General features: G+C 41.3%; 19 protein-coding genes. 6 read left to right on the top strand and 13 right to left on the bottom strand.

Translation table 11 applies throughout. The annotated features are described in order from the left end of the window. Nucleotides 1–180: 180 nt before the first annotated feature. On the top strand, nucleotides 181–939 hold the full coding sequence (locus KXJ59_RS04100; protein WP_295201428.1) for an SIMPL domain-containing protein: 759 nt from the start codon (nucleotides 181–183) through the stop codon (nucleotides 937–939). An 84-nt stretch (nucleotides 940–1,023) separates the two neighbouring features. Here KXJ59_RS04100 and KXJ59_RS04095 read toward each other — a convergent pair whose 3' ends face one another. The 4 genes from KXJ59_RS04095 to KXJ59_RS04080 all read right to left on the bottom strand — a co-directional run bounded on the left by KXJ59_RS04095 (nucleotide 1,024) and on the right by KXJ59_RS04080 (nucleotide 7,132). Further along, nucleotides 1,024–2,082, bottom strand: a complete 1,059-nt coding sequence (locus KXJ59_RS04095; protein ID WP_295201426.1) for a hypothetical protein — start codon at nucleotides 2,080–2,082, stop codon at nucleotides 1,024–1,026. A 34-nt stretch (nucleotides 2,083–2,116) separates the two neighbouring features. Then, on the bottom strand, nucleotides 2,117–4,204 hold the full coding sequence (locus tag KXJ59_RS04090; protein WP_295201423.1) for a S41 family peptidase: 2,088 nt from the start codon (nucleotides 4,202–4,204) through the stop codon (nucleotides 2,117–2,119). 31 nt (nucleotides 4,205–4,235) lie between these two features. After that, on the bottom strand, nucleotides 4,236–6,260 hold the full coding sequence (locus KXJ59_RS04085) for a dehydrogenase E1 component subunit alpha/beta (protein ID WP_295201420.1): 2,025 nt from the start codon (nucleotides 6,258–6,260) through the stop codon (nucleotides 4,236–4,238). Nucleotides 6,261–6,364: 104 nt separating this feature from the next. Continuing rightward, entirely contained in the window at nucleotides 6,365–7,132 is a 768-nt protein-coding gene (locus KXJ59_RS04080) for a Bax inhibitor-1/YccA family protein (RefSeq protein WP_295201417.1), read from the bottom strand. A gap of 191 nt (nucleotides 7,133–7,323) precedes the next feature. Between KXJ59_RS04080 and KXJ59_RS04075 the strand changes: the two genes are divergently transcribed. Together KXJ59_RS04075 and KXJ59_RS04070 are read left to right on the top strand one after the other, a co-directional pair. Beyond that, the gene (locus KXJ59_RS04075) at nucleotides 7,324–9,177 is read left to right on the top strand and encodes a 2-oxoacid:acceptor oxidoreductase subunit alpha (protein WP_295201416.1); all 1,854 of its coding nucleotides are present in this window, start codon (nucleotides 7,324–7,326) and stop codon (nucleotides 9,175–9,177) included. Nucleotides 9,178–9,262: 85 nt separating this feature from the next. Then, entirely contained in the window at nucleotides 9,263–9,595 is a 333-nt protein-coding gene (locus KXJ59_RS04070; protein WP_295201413.1) for an MmcQ/YjbR family DNA-binding protein, read from the top strand. 83 nt (nucleotides 9,596–9,678) lie between these two features. On the opposite strand, the gene KXJ59_RS04065 is transcribed toward KXJ59_RS04070, so the two are convergent. Beyond that, nucleotides 9,679–9,840 carry a hypothetical protein gene (locus KXJ59_RS04065; protein WP_295201411.1) on the bottom strand — a complete coding sequence of 54 codons (162 nt, stop codon included), beginning with the start codon at nucleotides 9,838–9,840 and terminating at the stop codon, nucleotides 9,679–9,681. A gap of 140 nt (nucleotides 9,841–9,980) precedes the next feature. Between KXJ59_RS04065 and KXJ59_RS04060 the strand changes: the two genes are divergently transcribed. Next, complete coding sequence (locus KXJ59_RS04060; RefSeq protein ID WP_295201410.1) at nucleotides 9,981–10,349, top strand: DoxX family protein; 369 nt, start codon at nucleotides 9,981–9,983, stop codon at nucleotides 10,347–10,349. A gap of 151 nt (nucleotides 10,350–10,500) precedes the next feature. Continuing rightward, a complete protein-coding gene (locus tag KXJ59_RS04055; protein ID WP_295201407.1) occupies nucleotides 10,501–10,971 on the top strand; it encodes a hypothetical protein in 471 nt (156 codons plus the stop codon). A gap of 98 nt (nucleotides 10,972–11,069) precedes the next feature. Here KXJ59_RS04055 and KXJ59_RS04050 read toward each other — a convergent pair whose 3' ends face one another. Then, a complete protein-coding gene (locus KXJ59_RS04050; protein WP_295201405.1) occupies nucleotides 11,070–12,521 on the bottom strand; it encodes an alpha/beta hydrolase-fold protein in 1,452 nt (483 codons plus the stop codon). A 370-nt stretch (nucleotides 12,522–12,891) separates the two neighbouring features. Further along, the gene (gene tsf / locus KXJ59_RS04045) at nucleotides 12,892–13,728 is read right to left on the bottom strand and encodes a translation elongation factor Ts (protein WP_295201403.1); all 837 of its coding nucleotides are present in this window, start codon (nucleotides 13,726–13,728) and stop codon (nucleotides 12,892–12,894) included. A 5-nt stretch (nucleotides 13,729–13,733) separates the two neighbouring features. On the opposite strand from tsf, the gene KXJ59_RS04040 reads away from it, so the two are divergent. Further along, the gene (locus tag KXJ59_RS04040) at nucleotides 13,734–13,877 is read left to right on the top strand and encodes a hypothetical protein (protein WP_295201402.1); all 144 of its coding nucleotides are present in this window, start codon (nucleotides 13,734–13,736) and stop codon (nucleotides 13,875–13,877) included. A gap of 62 nt (nucleotides 13,878–13,939) precedes the next feature. On the opposite strand, the gene rpsB is transcribed toward KXJ59_RS04040, so the two are convergent. From rpsB to KXJ59_RS04010, 6 genes are all read right to left on the bottom strand, one after another. Next, complete coding sequence (rpsB, locus tag KXJ59_RS04035; protein ID WP_295201399.1) at nucleotides 13,940–14,830, bottom strand: 30S ribosomal protein S2; 891 nt, start codon at nucleotides 14,828–14,830, stop codon at nucleotides 13,940–13,942. 114 nt (nucleotides 14,831–14,944) lie between these two features. Then, nucleotides 14,945–15,334, bottom strand: a complete 390-nt coding sequence (rpsI, locus tag KXJ59_RS04030; protein ID WP_295201398.1) for a 30S ribosomal protein S9 — start codon at nucleotides 15,332–15,334, stop codon at nucleotides 14,945–14,947. 36 nt (nucleotides 15,335–15,370) lie between these two features. Further along, nucleotides 15,371–15,814 (bottom strand): 50S ribosomal protein L13, encoded by a 444-nt coding sequence (rplM, locus tag KXJ59_RS04025; RefSeq protein ID WP_295201397.1) that lies wholly within the window; start codon nucleotides 15,812–15,814, stop codon nucleotides 15,371–15,373. A 308-nt stretch (nucleotides 15,815–16,122) separates the two neighbouring features. Continuing rightward, on the bottom strand, nucleotides 16,123–17,004 hold the full coding sequence (locus KXJ59_RS04020) for an alpha/beta hydrolase (RefSeq protein WP_295201394.1): 882 nt from the start codon (nucleotides 17,002–17,004) through the stop codon (nucleotides 16,123–16,125). A gap of 89 nt (nucleotides 17,005–17,093) precedes the next feature. After that, complete coding sequence (locus KXJ59_RS04015) at nucleotides 17,094–17,291, bottom strand: YqaE/Pmp3 family membrane protein (protein WP_295201392.1); 198 nt, start codon at nucleotides 17,289–17,291, stop codon at nucleotides 17,094–17,096. Nucleotides 17,292–17,301: 10 nt separating this feature from the next. Beyond that, nucleotides 17,302–17,847 (bottom strand): rhodanese-like domain-containing protein, encoded by a 546-nt coding sequence (locus tag KXJ59_RS04010; protein ID WP_295201390.1) that lies wholly within the window; start codon nucleotides 17,845–17,847, stop codon nucleotides 17,302–17,304. Nucleotides 17,848–17,879: the final 32 nt, after the last annotated feature.

The following is a 17,879-nucleotide window of genomic DNA, read 5'->3' as shown; positions in this document are numbered from 1 at the left end:
GTGTTCAAAAAAGTTCTACGCAATGTCTCCCTCTCAAGCCTGCGGTGATAGAGGGAAAACTGGGAATATTCAAAAAAAGCACACTCCGGAAAAGGAATAAAGTAGCTTTTAAGTAACGATTTTGTTCTTCAACTTTTGTACTTAACTTCAACACTACAATATTCAAAAATCTGTCAGTATATGAAGTTTGAACCCTTTCTTAAACCGGTCATTACCGGTCTGGCTCTTATTATTACAGCATTGATACTCGGAGGTGCTTTTAAAAACCGGAATGCAACCCAGGATTCTATTTCAGTGGTAGGGCTGGGTACCAGGGATTTCGAGTCTGATGAAATTTCCTGGACAGGCAGCTATAGCGCAAGGGCCAAACAGGCAAAGGACGCCTACAATATGATTAATGCCGACAGAGAGAAAGTAAAATCCTTTTTTCTGTCGAAAGGCTTTCAGTCATCTGAATTTAGTTTCGGAGGTGTTAGTTTTGAAAAATCGTACAGAACTATTACTATTGAACAGAATGGCGATCAGATAAAATCGGAACAGGTATTTGATGGTTATATCGCTACACAGACAGTTGCGTTTAACAGCCGTAAAAATCCTGCGCTGATGAAAAAAATTGAAGCAGTAGTTGATCAGACTTCAGAACTCATTAATTCAGGTATTGAGTTTGAAGGAAGTCGTATACAATATACGTATTCAGACTTACCCAGTTTAAAACACAACTTAATTGAAAAGGGTTCTCAGGATGCAAGGGAAAGGGCTGAAAAAATTGTTGCAACAGCCAAAGGCAGACTCGGTAAATTAAAAGACGCTTCTATGGGTGTGTTTCAGATCACCGGAAAAGGATCTATCGAAGAAGACAGTTATGGAGGCAATCTGGATACCTACAGTAAATATAAAACGGCGAGAATCACTGTAAGACTTACCTATACGCTCGATTAATAAAGCGAAGAGCCATTCTCAACAGGAATGGCTCTTCGCTTTACAATAATTGTAATGTTAAGCATTTTTTTTGACCACATTACCTTATTTATAATGTGGCATATGCGCATCAGCAAAACCTTTTTCAGCCGATTGCCAGTTTTCAAGAATCCTGTTTCGGTTGGCATTAAGGTTATTATTTAACTGGTTATACGCATTTACACCATTATTAAATTCTTTCACCAGTTTATTAAATGCATCTACATCTTCTTTTGTTCTGCCTGCTCCTTTGGCATCAATGGTTTTCTGTTGTTTAGCAAAATTTTCTTCCAGCAAAAAGAAGTCTGTAACTTTTGGTATATCATTTTCTGCCGTTTTTTTATAATACTGTAACGCCTGTCTGCAAGCCATTGCCAGTGTACCATCGCCTTTAAAATTCTTAATGGTATCCAGTGCCTGTAAGCCCTCCGCTGCATATTTAATGATAGCACTGCGCGCCTGTTCAATATCCGTTACTTTTTTACTGTTAATTGCTTTAATGAGTTCATTATCCTGCCAGTTGCATTTAAAAAAAACAAGGAATATTTTATTCATGTAATGATTCAGCTCTCCTGCAATTTCCATTTTGTCGCCCAGCTCAGTTTGCTTATTAACAAGTGTAATATTGTTTTTGGCAGCAAAATCTTTACTGGCCTGTTGCATTTTGTCGGAAGCCTGTTTTAATTTCTCGCTTGTTTTCTCCTGCAACAGTATATATGCCTGCATCTGGTCGAATGACTGTTCTGCAATTTCTTCCATGTTTACAATTTTGGCATAATCTTCATTGAAAACACTGTAACACAACTGTATATATTCAATACTGCTCTGGCGAAGCGAATTGTCTTTTTTGAAGTAGGGTAACTCTATGGTTTTATACCGGCTGTTTGTGATGGCATCGAGTGTCTGCATGCGCATTTTTTCAATCTTTCTGGCTCTTCTTCCATGCGCCACTGCACTGATATAGGCCATGTATTTGGCGTTCATCTCTGTTTGAATGTTTCCCACTGCCGAGAGGTAGTCAACAGGGTTTTCAGACACATTTTGAGCGCTTGCATCAGCAGCAGAAAAAATAGACACCATTAACAGCAGGAAGCCGCAAAACAAGCGGCAAAGCAATTTTCTCATTACCCAGGATTTTGTGAGATAGAATAAATGAAATTTATTTTTTAGGGGGGACTGCTAAGATACGGTATGCGATATCAATGTAGGGATCAGTCGAAAGACTTTTTTTCAACAGCTGGTTCATAAAAGCCTCCTGTGAAAAAGCAGTTGCCTCTTTTTTCCCGGGTCTGTTAACCATAAAACTGTTCTGATAGGCCATTCTCACACTGTCTAACTGATTCGTTAAACGGGTCATCTTTTGTTGTTGATCCAGCAAAACCGGCAGATAGAGTGAGGTGTTTTTATTTTCTGTTACCGCCTGATAGTATTGTATATATTTATTCAGCATTTTAAAATACCCCAGCGTATCTGTGATGTTTGCAGCATAACTTCTCAGAAAATCGAGTGGTTGAGTATACTGCAGGGGTTGATAATATTTATTAGCAGGTACATCCTGTGGCTGTAGCGAAAAAGGCTGGTCTTTTTCTCTTTCTCCTGCTGCCTGAAAAAAATCGGGCAACTCAATATCAGGTATTACCCCCTTACCCTGAACCGTTACACCATTTACACGATACAAATGTTCCACAGTAAGTTTGATGGAATTGCTATTGGGTTTGAATACAGGCGGTTTCGAAAAATCGATGGTGGTATCAAGTGGCATCATTACCTGAGCCGTACCCTTGCCAAAAGTAGGAGAGCCAATAATAACGGCCCTTTTATAATCCTGCAGCGTTCCGGCAACCATTTCTGAGGCAGAGGCACTAAAAGCATTTACCAATATTACAAGTGGTCCGTCGTACACCATGCCCCTGTTCACATCTTTTAAAGTGATCAGCTTCTCGTCTTTGGTTTTCAACTGACCTACCGGACCGGCATCAATAAAAATTCCTGACAGATCAATGGCTTCCTGCATCGATCCGCCTCCGTTAAAACGAAGATCAAGAATCAGTCCATCTATATTTTCTTTTTTCAGGCGGATGATTTCTTTGGCCAGATCATTGGCACAGCCATTAATACTATTGGTTTTGTCTTCCCAGTCTGTATAAAAATCTGGCAGAGAAACAAATCCTATTTTTTTCTCACCGCTTAAAATATATCCCTGCACTTTTTCTTCTTCGAGGTCTTTATCAATCAGTTCTTTCTGCAATACTACTTCTCTGAGGGTTCCATCGGTTTTACGAACAGTGAGGGTTAGCTTTTCCTGGTTACCTGAGCTTAACAGTTCACTTATTTCTTTCTGGTTTGCCCCCGCTACATCAACAGCATCTTTTCCTTCCCATTTTATTTTTTCAATCTTATCGCCCGGATTCAACTGACCACTTTTATAGGCCGCACTTCCTGGTGCCAGATTCTCTATTACAATGTCATCTTCTTCTGCCGAAAGACTAAAACCGAATTTAGGAACACTCTTCCCCATTTCACTTTCAAAATTTTCTCTTTCTGCCGGCGGGAAAAAACTGGTATGCGGATCAAAGCAGGAAGCCAGTACTTTACAATAAATTTTCCCCACGGCATCCGTAATTCCGTTGGGGGTTTCTGTAATCTGTCTGATGGATCGCTGAAAAGCAGCAATGGCTTTTTTTCTGAGTCTGGGTTCAAGAACAGGTAATAATTTAATAAGGCTGTCTTTATTGGTTGCTTCGTTAATGTCTGATTCCTCTATTAATTCTTCCAGTATTTTTAACTTGATCCATTTATACAATTTCTGTTGCTGCTCGGCAATATCTTTGGGATGACGGCCGGCTTCTTCTTCACTAAGTGTTTCCTGCAACATCAGGTTAAAAGGTTTTTCCGACAATAACTGCACCAGACTGTCTGCCTGACGAAACCTTTTTTGAAAGAGCTGTATCGTTAGTTTTAAAAACCCGGTTTGTTTATTTTTAATTTCTTCTGAGAGTATATTTTTAAAATAACTCAGGCTATCTACATCGGTTTTAAGCAGTATGATATTTCCTTCATTGATGGTGGTGATAAACTGCCGGAAAAAATCGGCGGAGAAATCTGTATTCAATTCTTTTGGTAATACATGATAACGTTGTACCATGCGGGTTATCAGGTAAGCCTGCTCTGCTATCTTTTTTTCTTCCTGTGCCTGAACTGTCTGGAAGAAAAAAGAAAAGAATAGGGATAAATAAACGATTCTCATGCGTTTTCTGAAACCTTTGTTTGTTAATACATTAATAATCCATCAACTTTTTAATATACTCCTCCAATCTGCTGTTCGCCATAAAATTTTTCTCTAACTCTATATTAAAAGGAATGGGTGTATCCAATGATGCACAACGCATTACCGGTGCATCGAGTAGTTCAAAACAATGCTCACTGATCCAGGCACTTACTTCACCGCCGATTCCGCCGGTTAATGTGTCTTCATGGAGTATCAATACTTTACCGGTGGTGGCTACTGCTTCACGAATGGAATCATAATCTAAGGGTAACAATGTTCTCAAATCAAGTATATGTAAGGAAGTATCAGGATATTGTTCCTGGTAGTTTAATGCCCAATGAACACCGGCACCATAAGTAATCACCGTAATATCTGTTCCGGCTTTTGTAACAGCCGCTTTACCAATGGGTGTTTCATAATAGATATCGGGTACCATTCCACTCACACTTCTGTACAATGCTTTATGCTCAAAAAACATCACGGGATTGGGGTCGTTGATTGCTGCAATCATCAATCCTTTTGCATCCTGTGGGTTGGATGGATACACCACTTTTAATCCCGGTACATGTGTAAACCATGCTTCATTACTCTGCGAATGAAATGGGCCGGCACCTACACCACCGCCCGTTGGCATACGGATAACCACATCAGCATTTTGTCCCCAGCGGTAATGTATTTTGGCGAGGTTATTTACGATCTGATTAAAACCTACTGTTACAAAATCGGCAAACTGCATTTCCATCATACTCTTGTAACCTTCAAGACTCAATCCCAGCGCCGTACCTACAATGGCACTTTCGCACAGTGGTGTATTGCGTACTCGGTCTTTTCCAAACTGTTCTACAAAACCTTCTGTTATTTTAAAAGCACCGCCATATTCCGCAATATCCTGACCCATGAGAATCAGGTTTTCGTGCTGTTCCATGCTCTGGCGGAGGCCATCTTGTAAAGCGTCTACGAAACGTTTTTCGTTTTTAGTGAGTAGTGAGTAGTCAGAAGTGAGTGGAGGGGCTTCAATGTCTTTGTCTATCGACCATGGACTATTGGCCATGGTCTTCTTCGCATAAACATCTTTAATCTCTTCACCTGTATCCGGCACAATCGCCTCTGCTTCAAAAGCGGCTTTCAATTCTGTTTCAATATATTCTCTGAACTCATGTCTGATATCTGCTATCTGCATTTCATTCAATACGCTTTCAGCAATGAGAAACTGTTCATAATTTTTTACCGGATCTTTCCTGCCCCATTCTTCAAATAATTCCTGGGGTACATATTTGGTGCCACTGGCTTCTTCATGACCGCGCATACGGAAAGTCATACATTCAATCAGATAGGGCTTCTGGTTGTTGATGCAATAATCTCTCACGCCTCGTATGGTATCATATACTTCGAGAATATTATTACCATCAATACGAATACCTTCCATACCATACCCTTTGGCTTTATCTACCAGACTTTCGCAACGGTATTGTTCATTAACAGGAGTGCTTAATCCGTAGCCATTGTTTTCAATTACAAAAATTACCGGCAGTCCCCATACAGCAGCTACATTTAGTGCTTCATGAAAATCGCCTTCACTCGTGCCACCATCACCCGAATAGGCAAGGGATACTTTATTTTCTTTTTTGAGTTTATAAGCCAGTGCTACACCATCGGCCAAAGCCAGTTGCGGACCGAGGTGAGAAATCATACCACAGATATAATGTGGTTTGCTTCCAAAATGAAAACTTCTTTCACGTCCTTTACTATACCCATCTTTATTACCCTGCCATTGTTTGAACATTTTTTCAAGTCCCATCTGACGGGTGGTAAAAACACCGAGGTTACGGTGTAGTGGCATAATCCATTCATCTTTTTGCAAAGCCAGTGTACTTCCTACAGCAATAGCTTCCTGCCCGATGCCACTGAACCATTTACTGATTTTACCCTGACGCAGGAGCACCAGCATTTTTTCCTCAATCATCCTTGGTAATACAATGCTTCTGTAAATAAATACCAGTTCAGGATCTGTGAGTTTGGTTCTGTCGAATTGCATGGAGGAATATTATAGAAAGTCTAAGATACTTGTATTCAGGAAATGCAGGTATAAAAAAACCATCCGCCACAGGGGGATGGTTTTTTTGAAAGTTATGAATTGAATTAGTCTCTGCTACCTAATTTGCTTAACAGTTTCAGTATTTCAATATAGAGCCAGATAATTGTAACCATGAGTCCGAATGCGCCATACCATTCCATGAATTTAGGAGCGCCCATTTCAGCACCCATTTCAATTCTTTCGAAATCGAGGATCAGGTTTAGTGAAGCAATGATGACGATAAACAAACTGATACCAATACTCAACCAGCTGCTATCGTACATGAAACTCATGTTTACGCCGAATAAATTAAGCACCAGCGTTATTAGGTAAAAAACGGCGATACCCATGGTAGCCGATATCACGATCGATTTAAAACGTTGAGTGGGGTTAATGATCCTGAAATTATATAAGAGGAACATTGAAATGGCTACGCCAAAAGTTAAACCCACAGCCTGCATAATCAGCCCGGGGTATTTATCGGCAAATGCGGCATTCAGAATAGCAGAAATACCACCGATAAAGAAACCCTGTAAAATTCCATAAGCAGGTGCCAGGTATTGTGCCCAGTTGGGTTTAAATGCAATCACAATGCCAGTGATCAACGCACCAACAATACCCACAATCATGAGTGTCATCATTAAACCCTCATTTAACTGGTCGAATAAATACCAGGTATAGGAGGCAGCTCCAATTACCATGAGCATTAAAAATCCAAACTTATTGATGGTTCCTCTCACACTCATAACGCCTTGAGCGGCGGCATCGGTGTGGAGGCTTTTATTAAACATCTTTTCTGTGAGGGTAGGGTTACCCGATTTAAATATGGCCATATGTCGTTCTTTTATTATATCAAATGTACGTAATTCTTAACGGCTTTAGTGAAAATAGCACTAAGTGAGCTAATCTTAACGAATTGCAGGCGAGCAGGAGTGATGGCCTGTATGGGCGGCTATTTCATTCTGACCAAAAAACGACAGTGAGCATTGCTCAATCCTATAACTTTGTCGGACAATTTATGGAGATGGAAAGAAACGAAACGCTTTTACAGGATGTGGTTATCAAGTTTGCAGGTGACAGTGGTGATGGTATGCAGTTAACGGGTCAGCAGTTTACCAATAATACGGCACTACTGGGTATCGATCTGGCTACATTCCCCGACTTTCCGGCAGAAATACGTGCTCCTATTGGAACCTTGCCCGGCGTAAGCGGTTTCCAGTTGCGTTTCTCCAGTGATCGTGTATTTACACCCGGTGATCTTTGTGATGTGTTGGTGGCCATGAATGCCGCCGCACTCAAAGTAAACCTGAAAGGCATAAAACCAGGCGGTAAAATCATTGCCAATATTGACGGCTTCGATGCCAAAAACCTTCGCCTGGCCAATTATCCCGATGGCGTAAATCCATTGGAAGATGGAAGTCTTGATGGGTATGAGTTAACCAAAGTAGATGTTACCAAACTCACCCGTGAAGCCCTGAAGGAATTTACCGAGCTCGGTACCAAAGAGAGAGACCGTGCCAAAAACATGTTTGTATTAGGACTGTTATACTGGATGTATAACCGCAGCCTGGATAATACCATCGACTTCCTCAAAGAAAAATTCGGGAAAAAAGATGTGATCCTGCAAAGCAATATCAAAGTATTGCAGGCAGGTTATCACTATGGCGATACAACAGAGTCTTTTACCACGCGTTATAAAGTGGAGAAAGCGAAGATGAATCCGGGCGTATACCGCAGCATCATGGGTAACCAGGCTTTGTCGATGGGATTGATTGCAGCGAGTGACAAAAGCGGGTTGCCGATTTTTTTAGGTACATACCCCATTACACCTGCATCAGATATTTTGCATGAACTGAGTAAACATAAAGCATTTGGTATACGCACTTTTCAGGCAGAAGATGAAATTGCCGGTATTACTGCTGCTATTGGCGCAAGCTATGGAGGATCATTGGGTATTACCACCACATCGGGCCCCGGAATGGCACTGAAAACAGAAGCTATGGGTCTGGCAGTAATGCTGGAAATACCACTGCTCATTATAAACATACAGCGTGGGGGCCCGTCAACCGGACTACCCACTAAAACAGAACAGAGTGATTTGATGCAGGCTTATTATGGAAGAAATGGTGAATGTCCTATGCCCGTCATTGCATCTTCCACACCCAGCGATTGTTTTGATGTGGCTTATGAAGCCGTGAGAATAGCGGTACAACATATGACACCCGTTATTTTATTGAGTGACGGATATATTGCCAATGGAGCCGAACCCTGGAAATTTCCCGCTGCTGCCGATCTTACACCCATAGCAGTGGAGTTTAAGAAAGGACTGGCCGAGGGAGAAGAAAAATTCATGCCTTATAAGCGTGATGAAAAACTGGTACGTCCATGGGCGGTGCCCGGCACACCCGGACTGGAACACCGTATTGGTGGTCTGGAAAAACAGGATGTTACGGGTAATGTAAACTATGAACCGGAGAATCACCAGCATATGGTGAAAACGCGTCAGGCCAAAGTAGATAAGATTGCAGATTATATTCCGTTACAAACATTAGATAACGGACCCGAAAAAGGAAAAGTATTGATACTGGGTTGGGGTTCTACCTACGGCGCCATTAAAAGTGCCGTTGTGGAACTACTGGCAGAGGGTATTGAAGTGAGTCATGCCCATATACGTTACCTCAGACCTTTCCCGAAAAACCTCGGCGAAATCATCGGCAATTTTGAACATGTACTCATTCCTGAAATCAATAACGGACAGCTGATTAAAATCATCCGCGATCAATACCTGGTTGATGCGAAAGGATACAATAAGATTATGGGTATTCCTATTACCAAAGGAGAACTGGTGACTGCGGTGAAGGAATTGATTAAGAAATAATTCAAAAGTCAAAATTAAAAAGTCAAAAGTCAAAAAGCATGATCAGGTTTTGACTTTTGACTTTTTAATTTTGATTTCCTCCCCCATGCATATAGAAGATCTCCGTAATTATGTACTATCGCTTCCCGACGTAGAAGAAGCTACTCCCTTTGGGCCTGATACCCTTGTGTATAAAATCAATGGTAAAATATTTTTCCTGATGGGGCTCGATAATGAGACCGTTCAATTCAATGTAAAATGCGATCCCGACCGGGCAGTGGAACTCAGGGAAGAATATCCGCAATCTGTATTACCCGGTTATCATATGAACAAAAAACACTGGAACACCATTGTAGTTGATGGTATATTATCAACCCGGCAGTTGAAAGAATTTATCGATCATTCCTATCAACTGGTAGAGAAAAAGAAAAAACAATAAACTTCTGTGTTCCTCTGTGCTTTCAGTGGCAACTTTATTTTGCCACTGAAAGCACAGAAATACTCAGAACCGGCTAAAACTTATTACTCCTCTTCCTTAGCACCCGCCGAGAAAATCTGATCTACGGCTCCGCCGAGCATCGGGAATTTTTCTTTTACAAAACCGGCAATAGTAGCCACCGCTTTCTGTGCCTGCTCAGGTGTAAGTCCTGCTTCTGCTGTTAATCTTTGAATGAGTTCGTTCATGTTGCTTGTGGTGAATGGTGAATGGTCAATGGTGAATAGTCAATAGTGAGTAGTCAGTAGTTCCTTCGGACTTTCGGACTTTCGGACTTTCGGTCTTCCGGTCTTCCGGTCTTCCGGTCTTCCCGACTAAAAAAAACAACATGAACAAAACCAAACTAATCTACTGGATCACCACCATTCTCTTTTCCGGTTTTATGATTTTTTCGGCTATTCCGAACATCATGTTGAATGCAGAATCAAAACAGTTTCTTACAGGCTACCTGGGTTATCCTGAATATTTTATCCCCTTTATTGGTGTGGCCAAACTATTGGGTTCTGTTGCCATACTTATTCCATCGTTTAAAAAAATAAAGGAATGGGCTTATGCAGGTTTGGCTTTCGATTTAGTGGGAGCCATGTATTCTGTTATTAAAGTAGGTGGTGTAGATCCGGGTATGAGTATCATGATACTTGTATTTGCGGCTGGTATTACATCTTATATCTATAACCAGAAAGTATATAAAGCGTAGCTGGTTTTTTAAAGTTTATAGCCACTGAAGGCACAGAATTACACTGCCAACACGACTCCTTTGGAGAAATTTTTCTGTGCCTCTCTGTGCCCTCGGTGGCAATAAAAATATTATCGATTTCCAATCGTAGCTTTACGAAAACCAATATTCCATGTTATCGAAAAGCCAGGAAAAATATTTACTGCAAACCTATTTCAACACCAAAAACAATAAAAATATTCCTGCTCATATATCACAGTTTGGCGTGCCGGATGGAGATACAACAGATGAAACTTTATTTTTCATTACCAAATATGTAAAAGCCATTGACAGGTTGGTATTACGTGGTTCTTATGTAACCGAAGAGGGTTTGCAATTACTCAAAAAACTTGAACAGGTATATTATCTCGATCTGGGGAGTATGGCGTTACATGATGGCAATCTGGACTGTATCCTGCATTTGCATCAATTGGAATACCTCTACATTAAACACACCAATATAACAGTTAAAGGCATTTATCGTTTGCTACATACTTTCACTGGCTTACAAACACTGGTTGCCAATATCAAACCCGAAGATGAACTAATTGTTGCCCCATGGCATGAAGAGTTTCCCAACTGCGAACTTACCCTTAGTCTTTAACCCTATCTCTGCGAAACCTCTGTTACCTCTTGTTCTCTGCGGTGAACATTCGAATAAATTCATCGCAGAGAACAAGAGGGCGCTGAGTTTTCGCTGGGTTATCGAATTTTTTCGTCGATTTCTTTTTGCACACGGAGGGTAAAGGCGGGTGACCAGATACTCCAATGATCAGCACCCGGAATGAGTTCAGCCACAGCCGAAGTACCTGCTGCTTTTTTACCAAACGCGATTACCGCTTCATGTAACATAAAATTATCCTTGTCGCCAGCATATACATGCACTTTATTTTTGAGTTTAGATTCCAGCTTTTGCCCATTTTTTTTCATAAAGAGGCCCAGGTCGTAAGGCTCCCATGTTTTCAGAACGGATGCGTCTACTTTTCCGGTAACCCTGTTATGCAATATGCGGGGTCTTCCATTTTTATCGGGTACCCCAAACTCTGCTTCAAAAGCCTGTAGTTGTTCTCCATCTCCCAGAAAGTTTTCAAGGTCAGACATTTGCTGGGTAGTCATCAAGGGTTTGCCATCCATGAAAAAAGTGCCAATGGCTTTTCCCTGCTGGTCGAAAAATACGTTCGCATTTTTTGCGTAAAGATCAATACCTATATAAGATGAAAAATCAACCGGATCGGGCGATACTGCCCAGCAGCCGCCAAATGCTTCTGGGTAATTCAACTGTAACCACAAAGAAGCATAACCTCCGGTACTCTGCCCCATAACAAAACGCTGGCTGGCATCTTTAACCACACGGTATTTTTCTTCGAGATGGGGAATCAATTCTTCTACCAGTGCCTTTCCCCATGAACCATTTACCCTTGAATCTACAAATGCATGTAACCCAAAGGGAGATTGTGTTTCGGGGTTGAGGTACACATAAATTTTTTCTTTTCCCTGCGTCATACCATATCGTTGCAGCGTCATATTATTGCCGAGGTCGTAATGGGTACCACCCCAACCGGGTATTACAAATACAACGGGATAGTGGCGATTACTATCTGTAGTATAGGATGAGGGTAGTCGAACACCCGCTTTTATAAAAATATCTTTCTTTCTGAACAAGCTGAGCAGTTTGCTCTTCAGTACCACTTCTTTCTGCTGATCTGTTTCCCGGAATTTTCGTGCTGTTACCACCGATTCAAAAAGAATGCTGGTCTGCCCTTCCCCTTTTTCATTTACATGTAACAGCACTTCTTTACGTGCGTAAACGTTTCCGGGATTAAATGTGCCTCTCTCTTCAAAATCGGTGTCAATAACACCTGCTACTTTGTAATAGCCGGGTTTCAGATTTTTAAGACCATCGGGTAATAAGCGGCTATCGGCCTTGTCGAATGTGAGCGTGATTTCTTTTTCCAGGTTACTGATATTCCAGGCAAACATGGGTTGCGAGGGGTCGGGGTTATTGGGTACCCTTTTGGATGTATCGCTTTGGGTAAAGAGATAGAGTTTACCCGAAAGCGGTTTTTTTATCGAGGAATCAATTTGAACCCGGATGGTTTGTGCGGTAGCGGATGTACTTAGATAGAGTGCCAGTACAAGGATTATATATTTCATACGGTCTTTTTATACTTAACGAAATATAATATTTTCTGTTACAATTTTTGGGGTCACATGTTTGTGTGGGTAATTCTCACTCTTTTGTAAACCGAGGGAATCTTTTATTGATACTTTTGGCCTCTCAAAAAGGGAATTCTCACTTGATTGTACCATAAATGATGTGTTTTCTAAATAACAACAGGTACTATCCATGAATTATGCTGCTATAATGACGGAAAGAGGGTCAGCAGAAAGGAGGTGATGATTTAGGTATCAGCTAAGTGCGGCTATACTTTTGAAACGATTCCGAAAATTTCCAAAAGTATAGCACACAAAAGAGGGAGATGAAAACTCATCTCCCTCTTTAAAAATCTACTCAAAAATATAATTATCCTAACGCCACACGTTTGAATTCTGTTACGGTTACATCACCGGCAGATTTCAGGTAGGCTTCTACTGTTATACCACCATCTTTTACAAATGCCTGGGCCAGTAAGGTATTCTCTTTAAAGAATGCATTGAGTTTACCTTCTGCAATCTTGGCAATCATATCATCTGGTTTACCGGCCATTTTAGGATCGGCTTTCATGGTATCTACCACAATGGCTCTTTCTCTTTCAATGGTTTCAGCAGGAATACTGTTGGCATCTACTGCCAGCGGGTTCATGGCTGCAATCTGCATAGCCACATCTTTACCTGCTTCAGCAGCATCTTTGTTTAAACCTACCAGTACACCCATGCGGTATGCACCGTGAATATAAGATGCTACAAATGGCGCTTCAATTCTTTCGAATTTAGCAACACCGATTTTTTCGCCGATAGATGCCAGTTTATCGTTGATCATATCGGCTACTTTTGCACCGTTGATCACTACTTCATTCAGTTCTTCTACGCTTTTTACATCGTTGGCTACAGCAGCATCAGCAATTGATTGTGCAAAAGCAACGAACTCCGCATTTTTAGAAACGAAATCGGTTTCGCAACTGATACAAACCACAAAACCGGTTTTATTATCAGCAGAAGTTTTAGCGATGATCACCCCTTCTTTTGCTTCACGGTCGCTGCGTTTGGCAGCTACTTTCTGGCCCTGTTTACGTAACCAGTCAATGGCAGCTTCAAAATCGCCATTGGTTTCTGTCAATGCTTTACGACAATCCATCATTCCGGCACCTGTTGCCTGACGCAATTTGTTGATATCAGCTGCTGTAATTGTTACAGTACTCATGGTATGTGAAATTTATAATGTTGATGATTGGGATACCTGTTCAGGCTGCAAATGTATCTGCTTCTTCCAGCTATCCTGTTTTATTAAATGATGAACAGGTATTGTCAAATACAATGCCTGTATGGCAAAACACTGAAGTGTATATATAAATTGGGTCATTATGTCACTATCTCATCAGATAATGACGTAATGACCCAATAAGATTACTTCATTATCTGCTTCCACCACCACCGGCAGGGCGACGGTTACCTGGAACGCGGCGCTTTGGTGCACCAGCTTCAGCAGGCGCTCCGCTACCACCACGACGGCCACCACGACCAGCTTCGGCCTGTGCCTCAGCTTCTAAACGACGTGCTTTTGCTTCGTTTTCATTGTTGCTGTCGTCTGTTTCTTCTTCATCTTTAGAAGCCTGGCGCTCAGCCAAACCTTCTGCAATAGCAGCAACAATATAGTTGGTAATGATGGCGATAGATTTGGTAGCATCGTCATTCGCAGGAATGGCGAAGTCTACTTTATTAGGATCGCAATTGGTATCTACCATACCAAAAGTGGTGATGCCTAAACGCTTGGCTTCTGCCAGCGCAATATGCTCATGACCAATATCTACCAGAAACAATGCTGCAGGTAAACGACCTAGTTGGGCTATACCACCCAGCACTTTCTCCATTTTGTCTTTATCACGGCTCAAGGTGAGACGCTCTTTTTTAGTCAGGCTCTCAGCACTTCCGTCAGCCAGCATTTTTTCGATGCTCTGCATTTTCTTAACGCTCTTACGAACAGTGTTGAAGTTGGTTAACATACCACCCAACCAACGTTCAGTTGCAAAAGGCATATTTACACGTTTGGCACATTCGCTAACGATTTCTTTTGCCTGTTTTTTAGTAGCCACAAACATGATCTTCTTACCGCTTTTGGCGATCTGTTTAACAGCTGCAGAAGCTTCCTGCAGGTGATCAACAGTTTTATTCAGATCGATGATGTGAATACCTTTCTTCTCAGCAAAGATGTATGGCAACATCTTAGGGTTCCACTTCTTTTTCAGGTGACCAAAGTGTACGCCGGCCTCCAGAAGTTGCTGCTGTAATGAAGTGTTATTTTCCATCTTGTATGATTGTTGTAATTTTTGAATTTATTTTATAAGCTGCAAGCTAATAAGCCTCAAGCTGCAAGCAGTATTAGCTTGAAGCTTGTAGCTTGTGGCTTGTAGCTTCTCCTATTAACGCTTACTAAACTGGTAGCTTCTACGTGCTTTCTTGTGACCGAATTTCTTACGTTCAACACCACGTGGATCGCGCTTCAGTTGACCGGCAGCTTTTAATGACGGACGGAATTCAGCATTTACTTCCAGCAGGGCACGGGCAATACCCAGTTTCGCCGCTTCGGCCTGGCCTTTTAAGCCACCACCTTGTGCATTGATCACCACATCATACTTACCGAATACTTCAGCAGTTTTCAGGGGCGCTTCTACCTGATTCTGCAGGTATACCAGCGGAAAATATACTTTATAATCTTTATCGTTTACAGTGATCTTACCATCACCCTTGCTGATGAAGACACGGGTAACAGCTTCTTTACGGCGACCAACTGCGTTTTTTTGTTTTTCCATTTATCAGGAATTTGTAATTAGCTAATTTGTTGTGGATTAGAACTTCAGTTCTTTAGGTTGTTGAGCAGTATGCGGATGTGCAGTACCTGCATATACAAACAATTTCTTGATCATTTTACGGCCTAAACGGTTTTTAGGTAACATACCTTTTACCGCTCTTTCCATGATCACTTCAGGACGACGCTTGATCAGATCCTGTGCTGCTTCTTCTTTTTTACCACCGGGGTAACCAGAATAGTTAATGTATTGTTTGTCTTCGAATTTGTTACCAGTGAAAACAACTTTCTCAGCGTTGATAACAATTACGTAATCACCACAATCTACGTGCGGTGTGTAATAAGCTTTGTTCTTACCACGCAGAACAGAAGCAATCTTTGAAGCAATACGACCTACGGTTTGATTAGCACCGTCAACCACATACCAGTTGTGCTGAACGGTAGCCGCATTTGCATGCTTGGTGGTGAAATGGAGTTTACTCATAATATTTCTTTTTTAGTGAACCCGGTGCTATCCCACCGGTTTTAATATCCCGAATTTTCGGACGGCAAAGGTAGGCCCGATTGATACGATTTTCCAAAGATTTTGGGTGTTATTTTTACTCGGACCTTTGTAATTCATTGATTTTCAATAAAAAATTTGAGCTGAAATTTATATTGATTAAAAAATAAGCCACAGATTCACAGATTACTGAGTATAATCTGTGAATCTGTGGCTTATTTCAATGCCCCTCCGTCACCTTTCTGCACAAACAACTTACAGCTTGTGGCTTGTCCCTTGTAGCTTAAATCCTATTTTTTGAGAAACCCCTGGTATTCCAGCCAGGCCGCAAACTGATCGGCCCAGGCATCGGATGGTTGTTGCTGTTTGCGGATACCAAAACCATGTCCACCTTTATTATATACATGTAACTCGGCTGAGCGTTTGGCCGTGTTCCATTTAGTATACAACGCAACACTATGCGTTTGCAAACCAATCTGGTCATCGGAAGCCACTGCAATAAACATAGGTGGTGCATCTGCCGTAACCGTGCCCTGCATTTCGGGTGGGAGGAAGGCATAGATAGGTGCTACAAAATCGGGTTTATTCTCTGCGGTATATCCAAAACCAGCTGAACCAGCTACTGTTCCGCCTGCTGAAAAACCCATGATGCCTATTTTATTGGGATCAACACCCAATTGTGCTGCATTTTTTCTTACATATGCCACTGCCTGTTTACCATCAGCTATGGCCATGGGTACAGATGCCATTTGTTTGGCCTGTAATTCCTTATCACCAAATGAGGCATTAAAATCTTTGATCGGATCGTCACCGGATGCTTTTGCCAGTCTGTATTTCAACACGAAACAGGTTACCCCTTTTGTTGCCAGCCACCTGGCCACACCCAATCCTTCATTTTCTATAGAGAGGGCAAAAAAACCACCACCCGGACAAATTATCACCGCCGTACCATTGGCTTTTCCTGCTTCGGGTTTGATGACGGTTAGTGTGGGGTCGGCTACATTATATACTACAGGTGTGTTCCAACTGGTTTTCTCGATAGTTGCTTCAGACCAGTTCCAGTTTTCGGAGCCGGGGGCTTTGCCTTCGTAGAGCTTTATAACCTGTTGTGCGTTTATTAACTGAATTGCAAAGAGCGCAAAAACAAAAATGAAAAGATATTTTTTTAGCATGGCCTTGGTTTTATTGAAAGTTACTGATTTTAATACTTGCATTGATCCCCAGTTCTTACCACATAATACCCGACCATGTTTTTTGCAGATTACTTTTTCTTTAGTGCCCGGATTAATTTTTCGTTTCGCCTGTCGGCTCTGGCATTTTGTAATGAAATAGTAGCCCATATTGCTGCAGGTATCCAGCCAATTAGCGTTACCTGTAATACCAAACAAATAATGCCAGTTAGTATTCTTCCTCGAAGCATAAATGATAAAAAAGGCAGAAAAATAGCAACTAAAGTCATGGATTGAAATTTACTTTTTACAACTACTGTCTGCAAGTACACTCATGCCTCCAGCCATATTAGTCACTCGCTTAAACCCATTTTGTGTTAACATATAACTGGCTCTCGGGCTTCTGTGACTATGTGAGCAGAATACAATAATGTCTTTGTTTTTATACTGCTCCAGACTGGTCATGTTTGCCTCAAGTTCTTGTATGGGTAAGTTAATTGCATTTTTTAATGTTCCGAAATCGGGCTCTGTATTTCCTTCAAATTCTTCTTTGGTTCTTACATCCAGCAAAACCACTTCAGGGTGTTGGCTGATATATTCACAAATGGCAGATGGCTCTATGGTTTTGAATGTAATGGTTGAAGCAGGTACGAGTTCCATTTCACAATGCTTGCATATTCCCTCTTTTTCATACAGCACCATGTCGCAATCAAGACCACAGGGTAAACATTTAAACACTGGTTTTTCTGCCACTTCATTTTCAGGAGAGAAAGTACAGGAAAGTATTAGCATAGTGGTTATGCTAAACAGCATCAGACGAGATAGTAAACCAATCAGATTACTCATACAACTCTTTTAAATACTTATCTGATACATAT

This window comes from Sediminibacterium sp. (assembly GCF_019264485.1).
GTDB lineage: Bacteria > Bacteroidota > Bacteroidia > Chitinophagales > Chitinophagaceae > Sediminibacterium.
Note: the sequence above shows the minus strand (reverse complement) of the source record. Positions and strands in the feature narration are given on the sequence as shown.